A 14,302-nucleotide genomic window follows, 5' to 3' on the forward strand; every position below is an offset into this window, starting at 1 on the left:
AGCCGATGCAGGCGCAACCGCCGACGCCGGCGCTGGGGGCCCCCCCCCCCCCCCCCCCCCCCCCCCCCCCCCCCCCCCGCCCGGGGGGGGGGCGCGCCCCCCCCGCCCCGGGGGGCCCCCCCACTGCGACCTACGAGGACCCCCACCCCGATCCGCTTCGCGGATCGACCCTCCCCACGAAACCCCTCAAAACTCGATCCCCTGCTGCGCCTTCACGCCGGCCGAAAAATGATGCTTCGTCACGCCCATCTCCGTCACCAGATCCGCCGCCTCGACCAGCGCCGGCTTGGCGTTGCGGCCGGTGACGACGACATGCAGACCTTCGCGCCGCGCTTTCAGCGCCGCCACCACTCTGTAGAGATCGAGATAGTCGTAACGCAGCGCGATGTTCAGTTCGTCCAGCACGACGAGGCTGATCGAGGGATCGGCGATCAGTTCCAGCGCCTTGGCCCAGGCGGCTTCGGCCGCCTTAATGTCGCGCTTCAGATCCTGCGTCTCCCAGGTGAAACCCTCGCCCATCGTGTGCCAGACGACGCGGTCGCCAAACGCCGCGAAGGCATCCTTCTCGCCGGTGTGCCATTTGCCCTTGATGAACTGGACGATTCCGACGCGCTTGCCATAGCCGAGCATGCGCAGCGCCAGCCCGAAGGCAGCCGTGGTCTTGCCCTTGCCGGGTCCGGTGTTGACGATCAGCAGCCCCTTCTCGACCGTCTTTTCCGCGACCTCGGCGTCCTGCACCGCCTTGCGCTTGGCCATCTTGGCGCGATGGCGCTCTTCGTCTTTTGTGTCGATATCGGTCATCTCATTTCACCTTGAGCGGCAGCCCCGCCACCATCAGAAGCACCATATCAGCTACGACCGCGATCTGCTGGTTGAGCCGGCCGGCGGCATCGCGGAACCGGCGTGCCAGCGCATTGTCGGGCACGATGCCTTGTCCGACTTCGTTGGAGACCACGAACCACGGTCCGCGCGGCCGCGAAAGCACATCGGCCAGCCGCCGGCACTCCCCCTCCAGATCATGATCGGCCAGCATATGATTGGTCAGCCACAGCGTCAGGCAGTCGACAAGCACCGGCTGGTTGTCCGGCAATGCCTCGAGCGCACCGGCAAGATCAAGCGGGGCGTCGATGGTCGCCCACCCCTCGCCACGGCGCGAGCGGTGCTGCGCGATGCGCTCGCGCATTTCGCCGTCATAGGCTAGCGCGGTGGCGATATAAGCCCATGGCGGCAGCAACGCCGTCGCCAAAGTTTCGGCATGCGCGCTCTTGCCGGAGCGCGCACCGCCGATGATGAAGGTCAAACTGCGATCAGGCAAAGCTGTCGCGCAGGCTGGTCGCGGTGCCGGCGAAGCGCGCGCGCACTACACCGACAACTGCGCCGAGCACCAGCCAGAACACCAGATTGGTCAGCGTCACCGCCACCACGAACTGATGATGCAGGCCCTCCGGGATCGGCGTTACGAAACTGTCAGGCTGCGGCGCGCCGACAATATGCGGGGCGACGATCAGGACGACGGCGAGCACGGTCAGGGGCGCCGACGTGCGGAAGGTGATAAGGGCAAGACCGATCGCCGTTGTCATCACCGTTGCCCACCACCAGATCTGGCGCTGCATGAGATCGGCCGCCGGCATTGCCGGCAGTTCCGGCGGCAGGCCGAGGCCCGGCGCCAGCGTGAACACGGCAAAGCCGGCCAAGCCCCAGAACACGCCCTGGCGCCAGCTGCCGATGCCGCCGGCGAACTCGGAAACCGCCACCAGGACCAGCGCGAAGCCGATGCCGGTGACGATATTGGCGACGACACTGAAGGCGAAACGCTCGAAGCCGTCGGCCGGCGCCCAGCCTTCGTCCTCCGCCGGCGCGGCTGCTTCAGCCGGTGCTGCGCTGCTCACCGCATTTTCCGCCGGCGCGGCGGTGCTCATGGCATCGGTGTCCGCAGCGTTGGCGGCGGGCGCCGCGGCATGCTGATGCTCATGGCCGCCACCAGCCTTTTCGTAGACCTCCGCCTTGAGGATCAGCGGCACGGTGGCGTAGGCCTGCATGCAGGCGAGAGCGACACCCGCCACGAGCCCTGCGATCGCCGCGATGAACACGACGTTGCGAAACAGGTTCATGATGTCAGATCCTCGTCAGTGGCAGGGAAACGCCATCGAATGGCGATAGTCGTGCGCCGCATTGTGGACCGCATCGATATGCGAGAAACCGACAACGCCGACGACGAAAATGCCCAGAAACGCGCTAAGCACGAGCTGCATGAAGCGCGACTGCGAGGAGACGGATGCGCCGAGGGAGACGGAAGCGGTATTCATATCTTGTCCTTTCGCCCTCCACCCGAGGGCATCGAAGTCAGTTCCCTGTCGCCGGCAGGTCTCCTGGCTCGCGGATCAGCGCCCTTCCCCACCTTCCCGAGGAAAAATCCTCAGTGGCTTGGAGAGGACTACCGCACACAGTTGCGGGGGCAGCCACGGCATTGGGCAACAAAGTCAGCCCTCACCGCATTCCCTCTTGGTCCCTAACGGAACCGACGACATGCATGACTATAGGCTGAAACGGCCGCATCCGGCAAACCAAATTCCGCCGGCCAACAGCGCGAATGCGCCATGCGGCGTTACGGGTTCAACGCGGTGATCCGCTCGGCAACCAGCCGCTGCAGCCGCCACAGATGGCGATCGTGAATGCCGCGCTCTTCAAGGTTTTTCACCGTGTTGTAGAGATAGTCGGCGCCCGATCCCCAGTGCCCGCAGGACGTGGCCAGCCTTTCGACGATCTTGCCTTCGTCGAGCGGGCCGGAATAGGTCAGGCCGTTGCGGTTGATCACGAAGGCCAATGCCCTGAGCGGTCCGGCCTCGCTTGCAAGCTTCAGCATGCGCGGCCGGTAGCTTGTCGGCTTCAGCGTGACTTCGCGCCGGAAAAGCCGGCCCAACTGCTCGCGCCGGTTATTGTCGGTCAGCCGAAAGGCGACGCCCTTGCATTGTCCGCCACGGTCCAGCGCCATCATCAGGCCGGGGCTGACCTTGGTGCCGCGCCAGCGCGTCATGTTCATGCAAAAGGACCGATGCCAGCCGCGCGCCAGCGCAACGCGGTCCTCGACATAATCTATTTCCGGTTTCCAGATCAGCGATCCATAGCCGAACAGCCATAGCGGTTCGCTATCCGGGAGTTCGACCTGCAATTCATCCAGAAGCGCGTCATAGTCGGCTTCATCGAGATGCATCGCGTCCGGATCAGGCCCGGGGTCCCTGATCTCGCGCCAGCAGCGCGCGACCAGCTCCGGCGTAAGCGACATCTGTCGTGCGGCCACGTCCGAATCCCCCCAATTCCGAATGTCCCATGTCCACGACATGATTATGCGCCGCGCCTGCAACCGGCAATGCGGCACTCTGATTGACAAACGATTTGCCGGGGTGTCGGCTGACGCTTCATAGGAAGCCAGCCATGCATCCCAACCCGAGCGAGCGCGACCCCTATAACGGCCTGAGCCGGGCCGAACCGACGCTACCGTCATCGGCCTATTGGGATAGCGAGGCTTACCAGCGCGATCTCGAGGCCATCTGGTACAAAAGCTGGCTGCTCGTCTGCCGCGAGGCCGATCTTGCCCAGCCTTTGGCATTCAGGACATTCCGCGTCGGCACGCAGGAAATCGTCGTGCTTCGCGACGACACCGGCGAGTTGCGCGCCTTCCACAACACCTGCCGGCATCGCGGCTCGCAGCTTTGCCAGGAAAGCGAGGGCCGGCTGAAAGCGCGGCTCATCACTTGCCCCTACCATGCCTGGTCCTACTCGCTGCGCGGCGATCTCGTGCGCGTTCCCTCGAAATCGCTGCCAGATGGTTTCGACAAGGCAGATCATCCGCTCTACCGGGTGGCGCTGTCGGTGTGGCGCGGCTTTGTCTTTGTGAACCTTCAGCAGGCGACGGCCGGCTCCGCCGAGACCTCCTTCGATCCCGCATCCGGCGACCTCGCCAACTGGCCGCTGGAAACGCTGGTATCAGGCCATGTCCTGCGCAAGGTGATGAACTGCAACTGGAAAATCTTCTGGGAGAACTTCAACGAGTGCCTGCATTGCCCAGGCGTCCACAAGGACCTGTCTCGGCTGGTGCCGATATACGGCCGCGGCCTGATGAGCCGGCACGACGACCCCGACTGGGTCCGCCATGCCGACAATGACGCACCGGAGTTTTCGGGTGGCCTGCGCGCCGGCGCCGAGACCTGGTCGCGCGACGGACATGCCCATGGCCCGGTCTTCCCGGGCCTGACGCCAGCCGAGCGTGCGGCCGGACAGACCTATGCCACCAGCCTGCCCTCGATGTTCATCGTCGGCCATGTCGATTATGTCAGGACGGTGCGACTGATGCCGCTCGGTCCCGAACAGACCGAACTCACCGCCGAATGGCTGTTCGCGCCCGAGGCGCTGGCTGAGACGGACATCGACAATGTCGTCGCCTTCGGCACCCAGGTGCTGGAGGAGGATGCCGCGATCTGCGAGATCAACCAGAAAGGCCTGCGCTCCATGCGTCACGCGGCCGGCGTGCTGATGCCGGAGGAGTACGATCTGCACCGCTTCCACAACTGGGTGTGCGAGCGGCATGCAGCGCTTGAGGCAACCGCCTGATCGGCGACTAAAGCGACTTCGGCAGATAGCGCCAGGTGATAAAGCCGCAAACAGCGGCCAGAATGCCCAGCGTCACGAACACCGAGCCGAGGCCGAAAAACGCCAGCACCACCGAATAGACCAGCGGCGGCGTCAGCTCGGAAAAGTCGAGATAGGTGCGGTAGACCGCGGCCATCTGCGCCCGCTCATAGGACCGCACCGAGCGCATGAAGGCGGTCGAGCCCAGTGCATCGAGCGCGATGGTGAAGAAGGCGCCGCAGAGCAGGAAAAAGCCCGTAAGCAGCGGCGCGGTAGTGCCGACCGCGCCCGCCGCAAGCAGCGTCGCCGACATCGCGAAATAGGCGAAGGTCATGGTGCGCCGGCCGCCGAAGCGTTTTCCCGCTTTGCCCCAGAAGATCGCCATGAACAACAGCGCATTGCCGGCCGAAACCAGCAGGCCGCCGGCAAGCTTGCCCTCGCCGGTAATCACCATGAACAGCGGCCCGTAGACGAAGAACGTCGTCCAGAAGCAGGAGCGGCCGAAGGCGATCAGCCAGGCCAGCCTGAGCCTGGGTTGTGCTACGAAGCGGCCGATATTGGCCAGCGGATTGGCCGGCCGTGTCTTGCCCGGCCGGATCGACCGGTTGTCGCCCAGCCTGTAGGTCCAGAACAGCGCCAGCAAGGCCAACGCAAACACCGCGACCGCGCCATGCGCGGCATAGATGCCGTAGCGTGTGTAGAGGAAGATGCCGAGCGTCGGCCCGCCGGTCCAGGCCAGCATCGACCACGCCATGCGCAGCGATTCGGCCTGCATGAAATCGGTCTTGCGGATGTGGTCCATGATGTAGAGGTTGAGCGTGATCGACAGGGCGCTCGCCCCCATGACGCGGCACAGCATGCCTGTCAGTTGCCCGGCAAGCGTGTGGGTGACGAAGAACAGAGAGCCTATCGCCAGCAGGCAGGCGCCGGCGGTATAGACCCAGCGCCGGGCAAACCTGCGGATCAACATCGGCATGAACAAGGTCACCGACAGGCCGAGCAGCGCCACGATGGTGTAGAGGATCGAGACGATCTGCTCGTTGTGCAGAATCTCATAAGCCTGGATCGGGATGACGCTCGATACCGTGGCGCGGGCGAAGGATTCGACCGCATAGAGCGAGGCAAAGGTGCGGGCATCCGCCGGACGCAGGGCCGGAAGCCAGATCGGATGGCGCACATGGGTGGACATTTGATCCCCAAATCAGACTCGCGGCGTCAAATCTGCGCTGGCGCTTCCTCCGCCGGTAACAGGAAACCGACCCCTTCCCGGCAAAAAGCGAATTCGGCCAAAGGCTTTCCGGCTCTGGCCTAAAGCGCCGCCCGATGCAGCCGCACGGCGCGACCCGGAGCGTAGAGGGCGGCCTTCTTTTGTCCGGTGCAACCGTGATAGTCGTCTTTGGGGCTGAATCAGATCGCGAGACCATGAGCATCCATACCGCACCCCCTGGAGATCAACTGAAGCGAGATCAACCGAAGCGCATCGTCGCCATCGATGTCGTACGCGGCATCGCGCTGATCGCCATGGCGAGCTACCACTTCACCTGGGATCTCGAAAATTTCCACTACACCGATCCCGGCCTCACCGCCGTCGGCTGGTGGAAGATCTATGCGCGCTGCATCGCCTCGACGTTCCTGTTCCTGGTCGGCGTCAGCCTGTTTCTCGCGCATGGCAGGCAGATCCGCTGGACCGGCTTCTGGAAACGCTTTGCCATGGTCGCCGTCGCGGCCGCCGCTATATCGGCGGTCACGTACTTCATCACGCCGGACAGCTTCATCTTCTTCGGCATCCTGCACGAGATCGCGCTGGCCAGCCTGCTCGGCCTTTTGTTCTTGCGGCTGCCGTCCTTGCTGACGCTTTTCGTGGCAGCTTTGGTGATCGCAGTCCCCCTGTATCTCCGATCCGAAGCCTTCGATCATCCGGCGCTGTGGTGGGTCGGCCTGTCGGCGATCAACCCGCGCTCCAACGATTACGTGCCGCTGTTTCCCTGGTTCGGCGCCGTACTTCTCGGCATCGCCGCGGCAAAGTTTGCGTCCACCACCGGCCTGCTGGCGCGGCTGGCCACGCTGGGATCAGGAAGCTGGACCAGGCCGCTCACCTTCATCGGCCGCCACAGCCTGGCTTTCTACCTGATCCACCAGCCGCTGCTGTTCGGCTGCGTCTGGCTGTTCTCGCAGATTGCGCCGGCGCCCGTCGAAACAAGGGAAGTGATCTTCCTCAAGGAATGCCAGGTATCTTGCGAACAGCAGCGCGACACGGAGTTCTGCACCAGCTATTGTGTGTGCATGCTGGACACGCTGCAAAGCGAAGCGGCATTCGACCGGCTCTACAATGGCGACCAGACCCCGGAGTTCAAAGCGCATCTCGGTGAACTCGCCGGCATCTGCACCGCCAGGACGGAGGAGAGCCCGATGACGCAGGGAGGGCAACAATGACCGACAAGCTCACAAAACCCGGGCTGGCAAAACCCGATCTATCGAGACCACGGCTGATCCCGTGGCCGCCACTGATCTACATCGCCGCCATCGCCATCAGCATCGTGCTCGGCCTGTTCTATCCTCTGCCCTGGATCGGCGACCTCTTGGGCGACCTTTTGTTTGCCGCCGGCTTTGTGGTGCTGTTTGCCGTCGCAGCCCTCTGGTTCACCGCTATCCGCGCCATGATCCGGGCCAAAACGACGATGAACCCCAATGGCGTGCCGGATCATCTGGTGACGTCCGGCCCGTTCGGCGTGACGCGCAACCCGATGTATCTGGCCAACACGCTGCTTTTGATCGGCGTCGCCTTCGTCTCGGGGATCGTATGGTTCCTGCCGCTGGCTTTGATCGCGGCATTTGCAACGCAGAAGGTCGCCATCGAGAGCGAGGAGAAGGTGCTGTTCGCCAAATTCGGCAAGAAGTACCGCGACTATGCGAAGCGGGTCAGGCGCTGGATTTGAGGCGGGTGTGATCGCTGGCAGGGTTCGCATGCCTTGGCGACTAGCCGAAACGCCCATCTCTTCGTCATCCACGGGCGAAGCAAGAAGCGTAGCGGCGCAGCGCAGACCCGAGGATCCATGCCGCGACTCCAGAGCGTTGCTATGGTCCAGAATTCGCTACCGCTGCACTCCACGACCGATGTCACGGAATGGATTCTAGGGTCTCCGCGACGGAGCTTCGCTCCTGCTTCGCCCTAGAATGACGAAGTGTGGAAGGCCTCCGCTAATCGCGAACGTTTGCGACGGGCGCGCAAACGCTCGACGGTCCGCTCAGGTATTAACCCCCAGCTCCACCAGCCGCTCGACGCAAGACTCCTCAGCCTGGTCGAGCTCCGCCAGCGTCTCCTCGAGATCGCGGCGCTTCTGCCTGAGATCCTCGCGCTTTTCCTCGATGCGCTTGATCATCAGCTTGAGTTGACCGACCTCGCCGGGCGGTTCCTTGTACATCTGGATGATTTCGCGGATCTCGTTGATCGAGAAGCCGAGCCGTTTCCCGCGCATGATCTGGCGGATCAGATGCCGGTCAGATGGGCGAAACAGCCTTGTGCGGCCCCGCCGGACCGGTTGCACCAGCCCCTCATCCTCGTAGAAGCGCAGCGTCCGCGTCGACACGTCGAATTCGCGGGTCAGTTCGGTGATCGAATAATATTCCCGCATCTTTGCTCCAAATGTCGGAACATCGGAAAACGCCCGGTCGCCCGGGATTTACAACGCATTCCGATCAACCCCGTTCCAAGCCGGACTCGGCATGAAACCCCGCGCAAGCCTCGCACCACATTTACGTAAAAGTCAATTGAGCCCGCAACGCCTCTTTCTCAAGGGATAGCGAACCACCAGGTGGCCAGCCCCAGGAAGGCAAAGAAGCCAACGACGTCGGTGACGGTGGTGACGAAAACCGCCGACGCCACCGCCGGATCGATCTTGAACCGGTCGAGCAATAGCGGGATCAGGATACCGGCAAGGGCTGCCACGAACATGTTGATGATCATCGCCGCCGCTATGATGCCGCCCAGATTGGCATCGCGGAACCAGACGGCCGCGACGATGCCGATCAGCACGGCGAAGATGATGCCGTTGATGGAACCCACGCCCATTTCGCGGCGGATGATGCGGCCGGCATTGTAGATGTCGAGATCCCTGGTCGCCAGCGCGCGTACCGTGACGGTCATGGTCTGCGAACCGGCATTGCCGCCCATGCCGGCCACGATCGGCATCAGCACGGCCAGTGCCACGATGTGCTCGATGGTGCGGTCGAACAGGCCGATCACCGACGCCGCCAGGAACGCCGTCAACAGGTTGACCAGCAGCCAGGGAACGCGCGAGCGCGAGGTCGAAAGAATGCTGTCGGACAACTCTTCGTCGCCGACGCCGCCCATGCGCAGCAGATCTTCCTCGGCCTCCTGCTGGATGACGTCGACGACGTCGTCGATGGTCAGCACGCCGACCAGCCGCTCGTTCTCGTCGACGACGGCGGCGGACAGAAGATCGTATTGCTCGAAGTCCCGCGCCGCCTCTTCCTGGTCCATGGTGGCCGGAATGGCGTGCCTCGTCTCGTGCATCACGTCTCCGACCTTGGTCGTGCGCTTGGTGCGCAGGATCTGGTCGAGGTCGATGGCGCCGAGCAACTTGAAGCTTGGATCGATGACGAAGATCTGGCTGAACCGCTCGGGCAGGTTCTTGTCTTCGCGCATGTAGTCGATGGTCTGGCCTATGGTCCAGAACGGCGGCACGGCGACGAACTCGGTCTGCATGCGGCGGCCGGCGGTCTCTTCCGGGTAGTCGAGCGAGCGGCGCAGCCTGATCCGCTCGGTGAACGGCAGCTGCGACAGGATCTCGTCCTGGTCTTCCTTTTCAAGATCTTCGAGAATGTAGACCGCGTCGTCGGAATCGAGGTCCTGCATGCCCTGGGCAATTTGCTCATTGGGCATATTGTCGACGATATCGCGGCGGATCGCCTCGTCGACCTCGGTCAGCGACGAGAAGTCGAAGTCGGCGCCGAGCAGTTCGACAAGGGCGCGACGCTGTTCGGGGTGCAGGGCCTCGAGCAGATCGCCAAGTTCCGACTGGTGCAGGTCGTCGACTTCGCGCTTCAGCGTCAGCGTATCGCGATCGGCGATCGCCGCCCCGATCTGGGCGAGGAATGATGACAGAACGGCGCCGTCCTCGCCATAGATGTCGGCGTGGGCATCGTCAGCGGCTTTGGCGCCGGTCGTGTGGTCGTCCTGGCGTTCCACCAGCGGCTCCCGCCATGGGAATTTCGGAAAAGGTGCCTGTCAGGTCTAGCGCGCAACGCACGGTAATATCAAACGAAATGCGCCCCGCCCTGCATATGGGCGAGAGCGATTTCATCAGGATATGACGCCGCCCAGGATTCAGGCGGCGCGACAGCGCATGTCGCTGGGGAAAGAGCACCCCAGCACGGTTGGGGCAGAATTGTCATGATGCAGGTTCAGGCAAAGGCCGGACCCGCCCAGGCGACAACCAGAACAGCCGGAAGCCCTTGAAGATCAGGTCGCAGACGCAGAAAGCAATCGAGGAACGGCGCGTGCGCGTGGTCGTGGCCGAACGCAATCCGCTCGTGATATCGGCGCTGCGCGACATGCTGGACTGCGACGGGCGCTTCGAGCTCCTGGCCTGCGTGCAAAGCGGCAGGCATTTTCTTGAGTTGGCAGCGGAAGGCGAATTCGACGTCGCAATCATCGGGTGGAAGCTTGCCGACATGGACGGCGCCGATGTGCTGGCCGAGGTTCACAGCCGCAAGCTCGGCGTGCGCATCGCGGTGTTTTCCAACGACCACGACATCGGCATCCTGAAGCAGTGCGTGCGGCTCGGCGCCCAGGGCTACTGCTTCCAGTTCGACGATCCGGCGATCATCTTCGAGACCATCCTGGCCGTCGCGCATGGCCGCATCTGCATCCCCTACATCGACATCAACAAGGTCAACGACACACCCTTGTCGCTGCTCACCGTGCGCGAGCGCGAACTGCTGGCCGTGCTGTCCGACGGCTGGACCAATTTGCAGATCGCGACGCGTACCGGGATTTCCGAGAACACGGTGAAGTATCACCTCAAGAATCTCTACGACAAGCTCGACGTCCGCAACCGGGCGATGGCCGTGGCGCTCTACGCGCGCGAGAGGCGTACCCAGAAGCAGCCGTTCGGGTAGGCAAGCGCTGAGCCGCGGGTAGGTCACCCGGGTAGGCAACCCCCACCCACGCGCGGCAAGATGTTACCCCTTGAGGTGTTGTCGCCTTTAGCCGTCGAAACGAAACTCCCCATCACCGCTTTGCTGGATCAGGAGGAGTTCGCGACATGGCCGGTTTCACCCATCTTTTCATTCCCGGACCGACCAACATCCCCGAACAGGTCCGCCAGGCGATGAACCTGCCGATGGAGGACATGCGTGCAGCATCCTTCCCCGATCTCACGCTACCGCTGTTCGAAGACATCAAGACGGTGTTCAAGAACGAGACCGGCCGCGTCTTCATCTATCCCTCCTCCGGCACCGGCGCCTGGGAAGCGGCGATGACCAATGTGCTCAGCCCCGGTGACCGCGTGCTGATGTCGCGCTTCGGCCAGTTCTCGCATCTGTGGGTCGACATGGCCGAACGGCTCGGCTTCGAGGTCGATGTCATCGACTGCGAATGGGGAACCGGCGTGCCGCTCGAGCTCTATGCCGAGCGGCTCAGGGCCGACAAGGCGCACCGCATCAAGGCAGTCTTCTGCACCCAAAACGAGACCGCGACCGGCGTGACCAGCGACGTCGCCGGCTGCCGCGCCGCGCTCGATGACGCCAACCACCCTGCTTTGCTCTTCGTCGACGGCGTCTCGTCGATCGGCTCGATCGACTTTCGCCAGGAGGAATGGGGCGTCGATTGCGCGGTCAGCGGCTCGCAGAAGGGTTTCATGCTGCCCGCCGGCCTCGGTTTCCTCTCCGTCAGCAAGAAGGCGCTGGTGGCCTCGCGGAGCGCCACGCACCGCCGCTGCTTCTTCTCCTTCGAGGACATGATCCGCGCCAACGATGCCGGCTACTTCCCTTATACGCCGGCTACACAGCTGCTGCGCGGCCTGCGCGCCTCGCTCGACCTGATCGCCGAGGAAGGGCTGGAAAACATCTTCGCCCGCCACCATCGTCTCGCCGAAGGAGTGCGCAAGGCGGTCGACGCCTGGGGCCTGAAGCTCTGCGCCAAGGCGTCGAAATGGCACTCCGATACGGTCAGCGCCATCCTGGTGCCGGACGGCGTCGACAGCGGCGATGTGGTCAAGCGCGCCTACCAGAAATACCAGACCGCGCTCGGCGGCGGCCTCAACAAGGTGATCGGCAAGGTCTTCCGCATCGGCCATCTCGGCTGGTTGAACGAGGTGATGGTGCTGGCCTCGCTCTCGGCCGCCGAAATGGCGCTGCTCGACTGCGGCGTACGGCTGGCGCCCGGCTCCGGCGTCGGCGCCGCCATCCAGCACTTCCGCGCCTCGGCCGCCGTGCCGGTCGCCGAAGCCGCCTGAGGAGCCGACAATGAGCCACACCATCAACCACCTCAAGAAATTACGGCTGCAGCGCAGCGAGCTGGCGGTTCCAGGCTCCAGCCCGGAAATGATCGACAAGGCGGCCAACAGCGCCGCCGACTTCATCTTCCTCGACATCGAGGATGCGGTCGCCCCGCCCGACAAGGAACGCGCCCGCAAGAACATCATCCAGGCGCTCAACGACATCGACTGGCGCGCCAAGGGCAAGACCGTCTCGGTGCGCATCAACGGCCTCGACACGCACTACATGTACCGCGACGTGGTCGACGTGATGGAACAGGCCGGTGACCGGCTGGACACCATCCTGGTGCCGAAGGTCGGCGTGCCGGCCGACCTCTACATGGTCGAGGCCATGGTCAACCAGATCGAGATGGCAAAGGGTTTCAGGACCCGCGTCGGCCTCGAAGCGCTGATCGAGACCGCGCTCGGCATGGCCAATGTCGAGGCGATTGCCGCGACACCCGGCCGGCTGGAAGCCATGCATTTCGGCGTCGCCGACTATGCGGCAAGCTGCAAGGCGCGCACCGTCAACATCGGTGGCCTCAACCCCGACTATCCCGGCGACCAGTGGCATTTCGCTTTGTCGCGCATGACCGTCGCCTGCCGCGCCTATGGCTTGCGCGCGATTGACGGGCCGTTCGGCGACTTCTCCGATCCGGAGGGCTACATCGCTGGCGCCAGGCGCGCGGCGGCCCTCGGCATCGAAGGCAAGTGGGCGATCCACCCCTCGCAGATCGCGCTTGCCAACGACGTCTTCTCGCCACCGGAAAAGGAGGTCACCCGTGCCCGGCGAATCCTTGAAGTGCTGAAGGAGGCGGAGGCGCAGGGCAAGGGAGCAGCCGCCCTCGACGGCAAGATGATCGATGCAGCGTCGGAACGCATGGCGCGCAATGTTCTGGTGGTCAACGAGGCAATCGAACGCGCCGGTCAATTCTCTAGCGAGCCGCGTGTCGCCGCGCATTGACCGTTCAGGGAGGACAAAATGGACATCCACGAATATCAGGCCAAGGAACTGCTGGCACGCCACGGCGTGCATGTGCCGCGCGGCGGGCTGGCCTACAGCCCCGAGCAGGCGACCTACAGGGCGCGCGAGATCGGCGGCGCCAAATGGGTCTTGAAGGCGCAGGTGCATTCCGGCGCCCGCGGCAAGGCCGGCGGCATCAAGCTCTGCGCCAATGACGAGGAGATCTCCAACGCTGCCGAAGCCATGCTCGGCCGCAAGCTGGTGACCCAGCAGACCGGCCCGCGCGGCAAGCTGATTTCGCGCCTGTATCTCGAGGAAGCCGTCGATATCGCGCAGGAGCTCTATGTCGGCTTCGTGCTCGACCGCAAGGAAGAGCGCGTCATGATCGTGGCGTCCGCGGCGGGCGGCATGGAGATCGAGGACATCGTCGAGAAGGCGCCCAATTCCATCCTGCGCACATCGGTCGATCCCGGTGTCGGCATGCAGCGTTTCCAGGCGCGCGAGATCGCCTTCGGGCTCGGCCTCGACCACAATCTGATCGGCAAGGCGACCGAGACCATCTTCAGCTGCTACCGGGTGTTTCGCGACTACGACGCCTCGATGCTGGAGATCAATCCGCTGGTGGTGACCCGCGACGGCAATCTGATCGCGCTCGACGCCAAGATGTCGTTCGACGAGAACGCGCTGTTCAGGCGGCCGGAAATCTCCGAGCTGCGCGACAAGAGCCAGGAAGACCCGCGCGAGACCTTCGCCAGCGACCGCGGCCTCTCCTATGTCGGGCTCGACGGCAACATCGGCTGCATCATCAATGGCGCCGGGCTGGCGATGGCTACCATGGACATGATCAAGATCGCCGGCGGCGAACCGGCCAACTTCCTCGACATCGGCGGCGGCGCCTCGCCCGAGCGGGTGGCGAAATCCTTCCGCGCCGTGCTCGGCGACAAGAATGTCGAGACCATCCTGGTCAACATCTTTGCCGGCATCAACCGCTGCGACTGGGTCGCCGAGGGCGTCATCAAGGCGATCCGCGAGGTCGGCGTCAACGTGCCGCTGGTGGTCCGTCTCTCCGGCACCAGGGCCGAGGAAGGCCGCCGCATCCTGGCTGATTCCGGCGAGGCGGTGATCGTCGCCGACACGTTGGCGGAAGCCGCCGAAAAGGCCGTCGCCGCATGGCGCGCGGCCACCAAGAAAAAAGCAGCCTAGAGCCGGATGA

15 protein-coding genes and 1 riboswitch are annotated in these 14,302 nt (G+C 64.0%); of the genes, 7 read left to right on the forward strand and 8 right to left on the reverse strand.

The genetic code is table 11. The annotated features are described in order from the left end of the window. Positions 1 to 186 precede the first annotated feature (186 nt). From cobO to NKI96_RS21610, 5 genes are all read right to left on the reverse strand, one after another. A complete protein-coding gene (cobO, locus tag NKI96_RS21590) occupies positions 187 to 801 on the reverse strand; it encodes a cob(I)yrinic acid a,c-diamide adenosyltransferase (RefSeq protein ID WP_023830515.1) in 615 nt (204 codons plus the stop codon). Position 802: 1 nt separating this feature from the next. Next, on the reverse strand, positions 803 to 1,315 hold the full coding sequence (gene cobU / locus NKI96_RS21595) for a bifunctional adenosylcobinamide kinase/adenosylcobinamide-phosphate guanylyltransferase (RefSeq protein ID WP_023710812.1): 513 nt from the start codon (positions 1,313 to 1,315) through the stop codon (positions 803 to 805). After that, positions 1,308 to 2,111, reverse strand: a complete 804-nt coding sequence (locus tag NKI96_RS21600; RefSeq protein ID WP_023670783.1) for a CbtA family protein — start codon at positions 2,109 to 2,111, stop codon at positions 1,308 to 1,310. The genes cobU and NKI96_RS21600 overlap by 8 nt, the downstream gene beginning before the upstream one ends. A 15-nt stretch (positions 2,112 to 2,126) precedes the next feature. Further along, positions 2,127 to 2,306 (reverse strand): CbtB domain-containing protein, encoded by a 180-nt coding sequence (locus NKI96_RS21605; RefSeq protein WP_023670784.1) that lies wholly within the window; start codon positions 2,304 to 2,306, stop codon positions 2,127 to 2,129. Between the two features lie 36 nt (positions 2,307 to 2,342). After that, positions 2,343 to 2,538: riboswitch (cobalamin riboswitch) on the reverse strand. A gap of 67 nt (positions 2,539 to 2,605) precedes the next feature. Next, complete coding sequence (locus tag NKI96_RS21610) at positions 2,606 to 3,298, reverse strand: gamma-glutamylcyclotransferase (protein WP_031199063.1); 693 nt, start codon at positions 3,296 to 3,298, stop codon at positions 2,606 to 2,608. Between the two features lie 134 nt (positions 3,299 to 3,432). On the opposite strand from NKI96_RS21610, the gene NKI96_RS21615 reads away from it, so the two are divergent. Next, positions 3,433 to 4,608 (forward strand): aromatic ring-hydroxylating oxygenase subunit alpha, encoded by a 1,176-nt coding sequence (locus NKI96_RS21615; protein ID WP_352806077.1) that lies wholly within the window; start codon positions 3,433 to 3,435, stop codon positions 4,606 to 4,608. Between the two features lie 7 nt (positions 4,609 to 4,615). On the opposite strand, the gene NKI96_RS21620 is transcribed toward NKI96_RS21615, so the two are convergent. Continuing rightward, the gene (locus NKI96_RS21620; protein ID WP_352445494.1) at positions 4,616 to 5,815 is read right to left on the reverse strand and encodes an MFS transporter; all 1,200 of its coding nucleotides are present in this window, start codon (positions 5,813 to 5,815) and stop codon (positions 4,616 to 4,618) included. A gap of 233 nt (positions 5,816 to 6,048) precedes the next feature. Here NKI96_RS21620 and NKI96_RS21625 point away from each other — a divergent pair, with 233 nt between their 5' ends. Together NKI96_RS21625 and NKI96_RS21630 are read left to right on the forward strand one after the other, a co-directional pair. Further along, entirely contained in the window at positions 6,049 to 7,059 is a 1,011-nt protein-coding gene (locus NKI96_RS21625; RefSeq protein WP_023670788.1) for an acetyltransferase domain-containing protein, read from the forward strand. Continuing rightward, complete coding sequence (locus tag NKI96_RS21630) at positions 7,056 to 7,562, forward strand: methyltransferase family protein (RefSeq protein WP_352806080.1); 507 nt, start codon at positions 7,056 to 7,058, stop codon at positions 7,560 to 7,562. Before NKI96_RS21625 ends, NKI96_RS21630 begins: the two co-directional genes overlap by 4 nt. Before the next feature lie 309 nt (positions 7,563 to 7,871). On the opposite strand, the gene NKI96_RS21635 is transcribed toward NKI96_RS21630, so the two are convergent. Further along, positions 7,872 to 8,258 carry a MerR family transcriptional regulator gene (locus NKI96_RS21635; protein ID WP_006203215.1) on the reverse strand — a complete coding sequence of 129 codons (387 nt, stop codon included), beginning with the start codon at positions 8,256 to 8,258 and terminating at the stop codon, positions 7,872 to 7,874. 158 nt (positions 8,259 to 8,416) lie between these two features. Then, positions 8,417 to 9,835 (reverse strand): magnesium transporter, encoded by a 1,419-nt coding sequence (mgtE, locus tag NKI96_RS21640; protein ID WP_023670790.1) that lies wholly within the window; start codon positions 9,833 to 9,835, stop codon positions 8,417 to 8,419. A gap of 266 nt (positions 9,836 to 10,101) precedes the next feature. On the opposite strand from mgtE, the gene NKI96_RS21645 reads away from it, so the two are divergent. From NKI96_RS21645 to NKI96_RS21660, 4 genes are all read left to right on the forward strand, one after another. After that, a complete protein-coding gene (locus NKI96_RS21645) occupies positions 10,102 to 10,767 on the forward strand; it encodes a response regulator transcription factor (protein ID WP_023670791.1) in 666 nt (221 codons plus the stop codon). Positions 10,768 to 10,913: 146 nt separating this feature from the next. Then, complete coding sequence (locus tag NKI96_RS21650; protein WP_023690974.1) at positions 10,914 to 12,104, forward strand: aminotransferase class V-fold PLP-dependent enzyme; 1,191 nt, start codon at positions 10,914 to 10,916, stop codon at positions 12,102 to 12,104. A gap of 10 nt (positions 12,105 to 12,114) precedes the next feature. Further along, entirely contained in the window at positions 12,115 to 13,089 is a 975-nt protein-coding gene (locus tag NKI96_RS21655) for an HpcH/HpaI aldolase/citrate lyase family protein (RefSeq protein ID WP_023727682.1), read from the forward strand. 18 nt (positions 13,090 to 13,107) lie between these two features. Further along, positions 13,108 to 14,292: a malate--CoA ligase subunit beta gene (locus tag NKI96_RS21660; protein WP_023727683.1), complete on the forward strand. Its 1,185-nt coding sequence runs from the start codon at positions 13,108 to 13,110 to the stop codon at positions 14,290 to 14,292. Positions 14,293 to 14,302 lie beyond the last annotated feature (10 nt).

Origin of the sequence: Mesorhizobium sp. M0292, assembly GCF_040321695.1 — a bacterium.
Classification (GTDB): domain Bacteria; phylum Pseudomonadota; class Alphaproteobacteria; order Rhizobiales; family Rhizobiaceae; genus Mesorhizobium.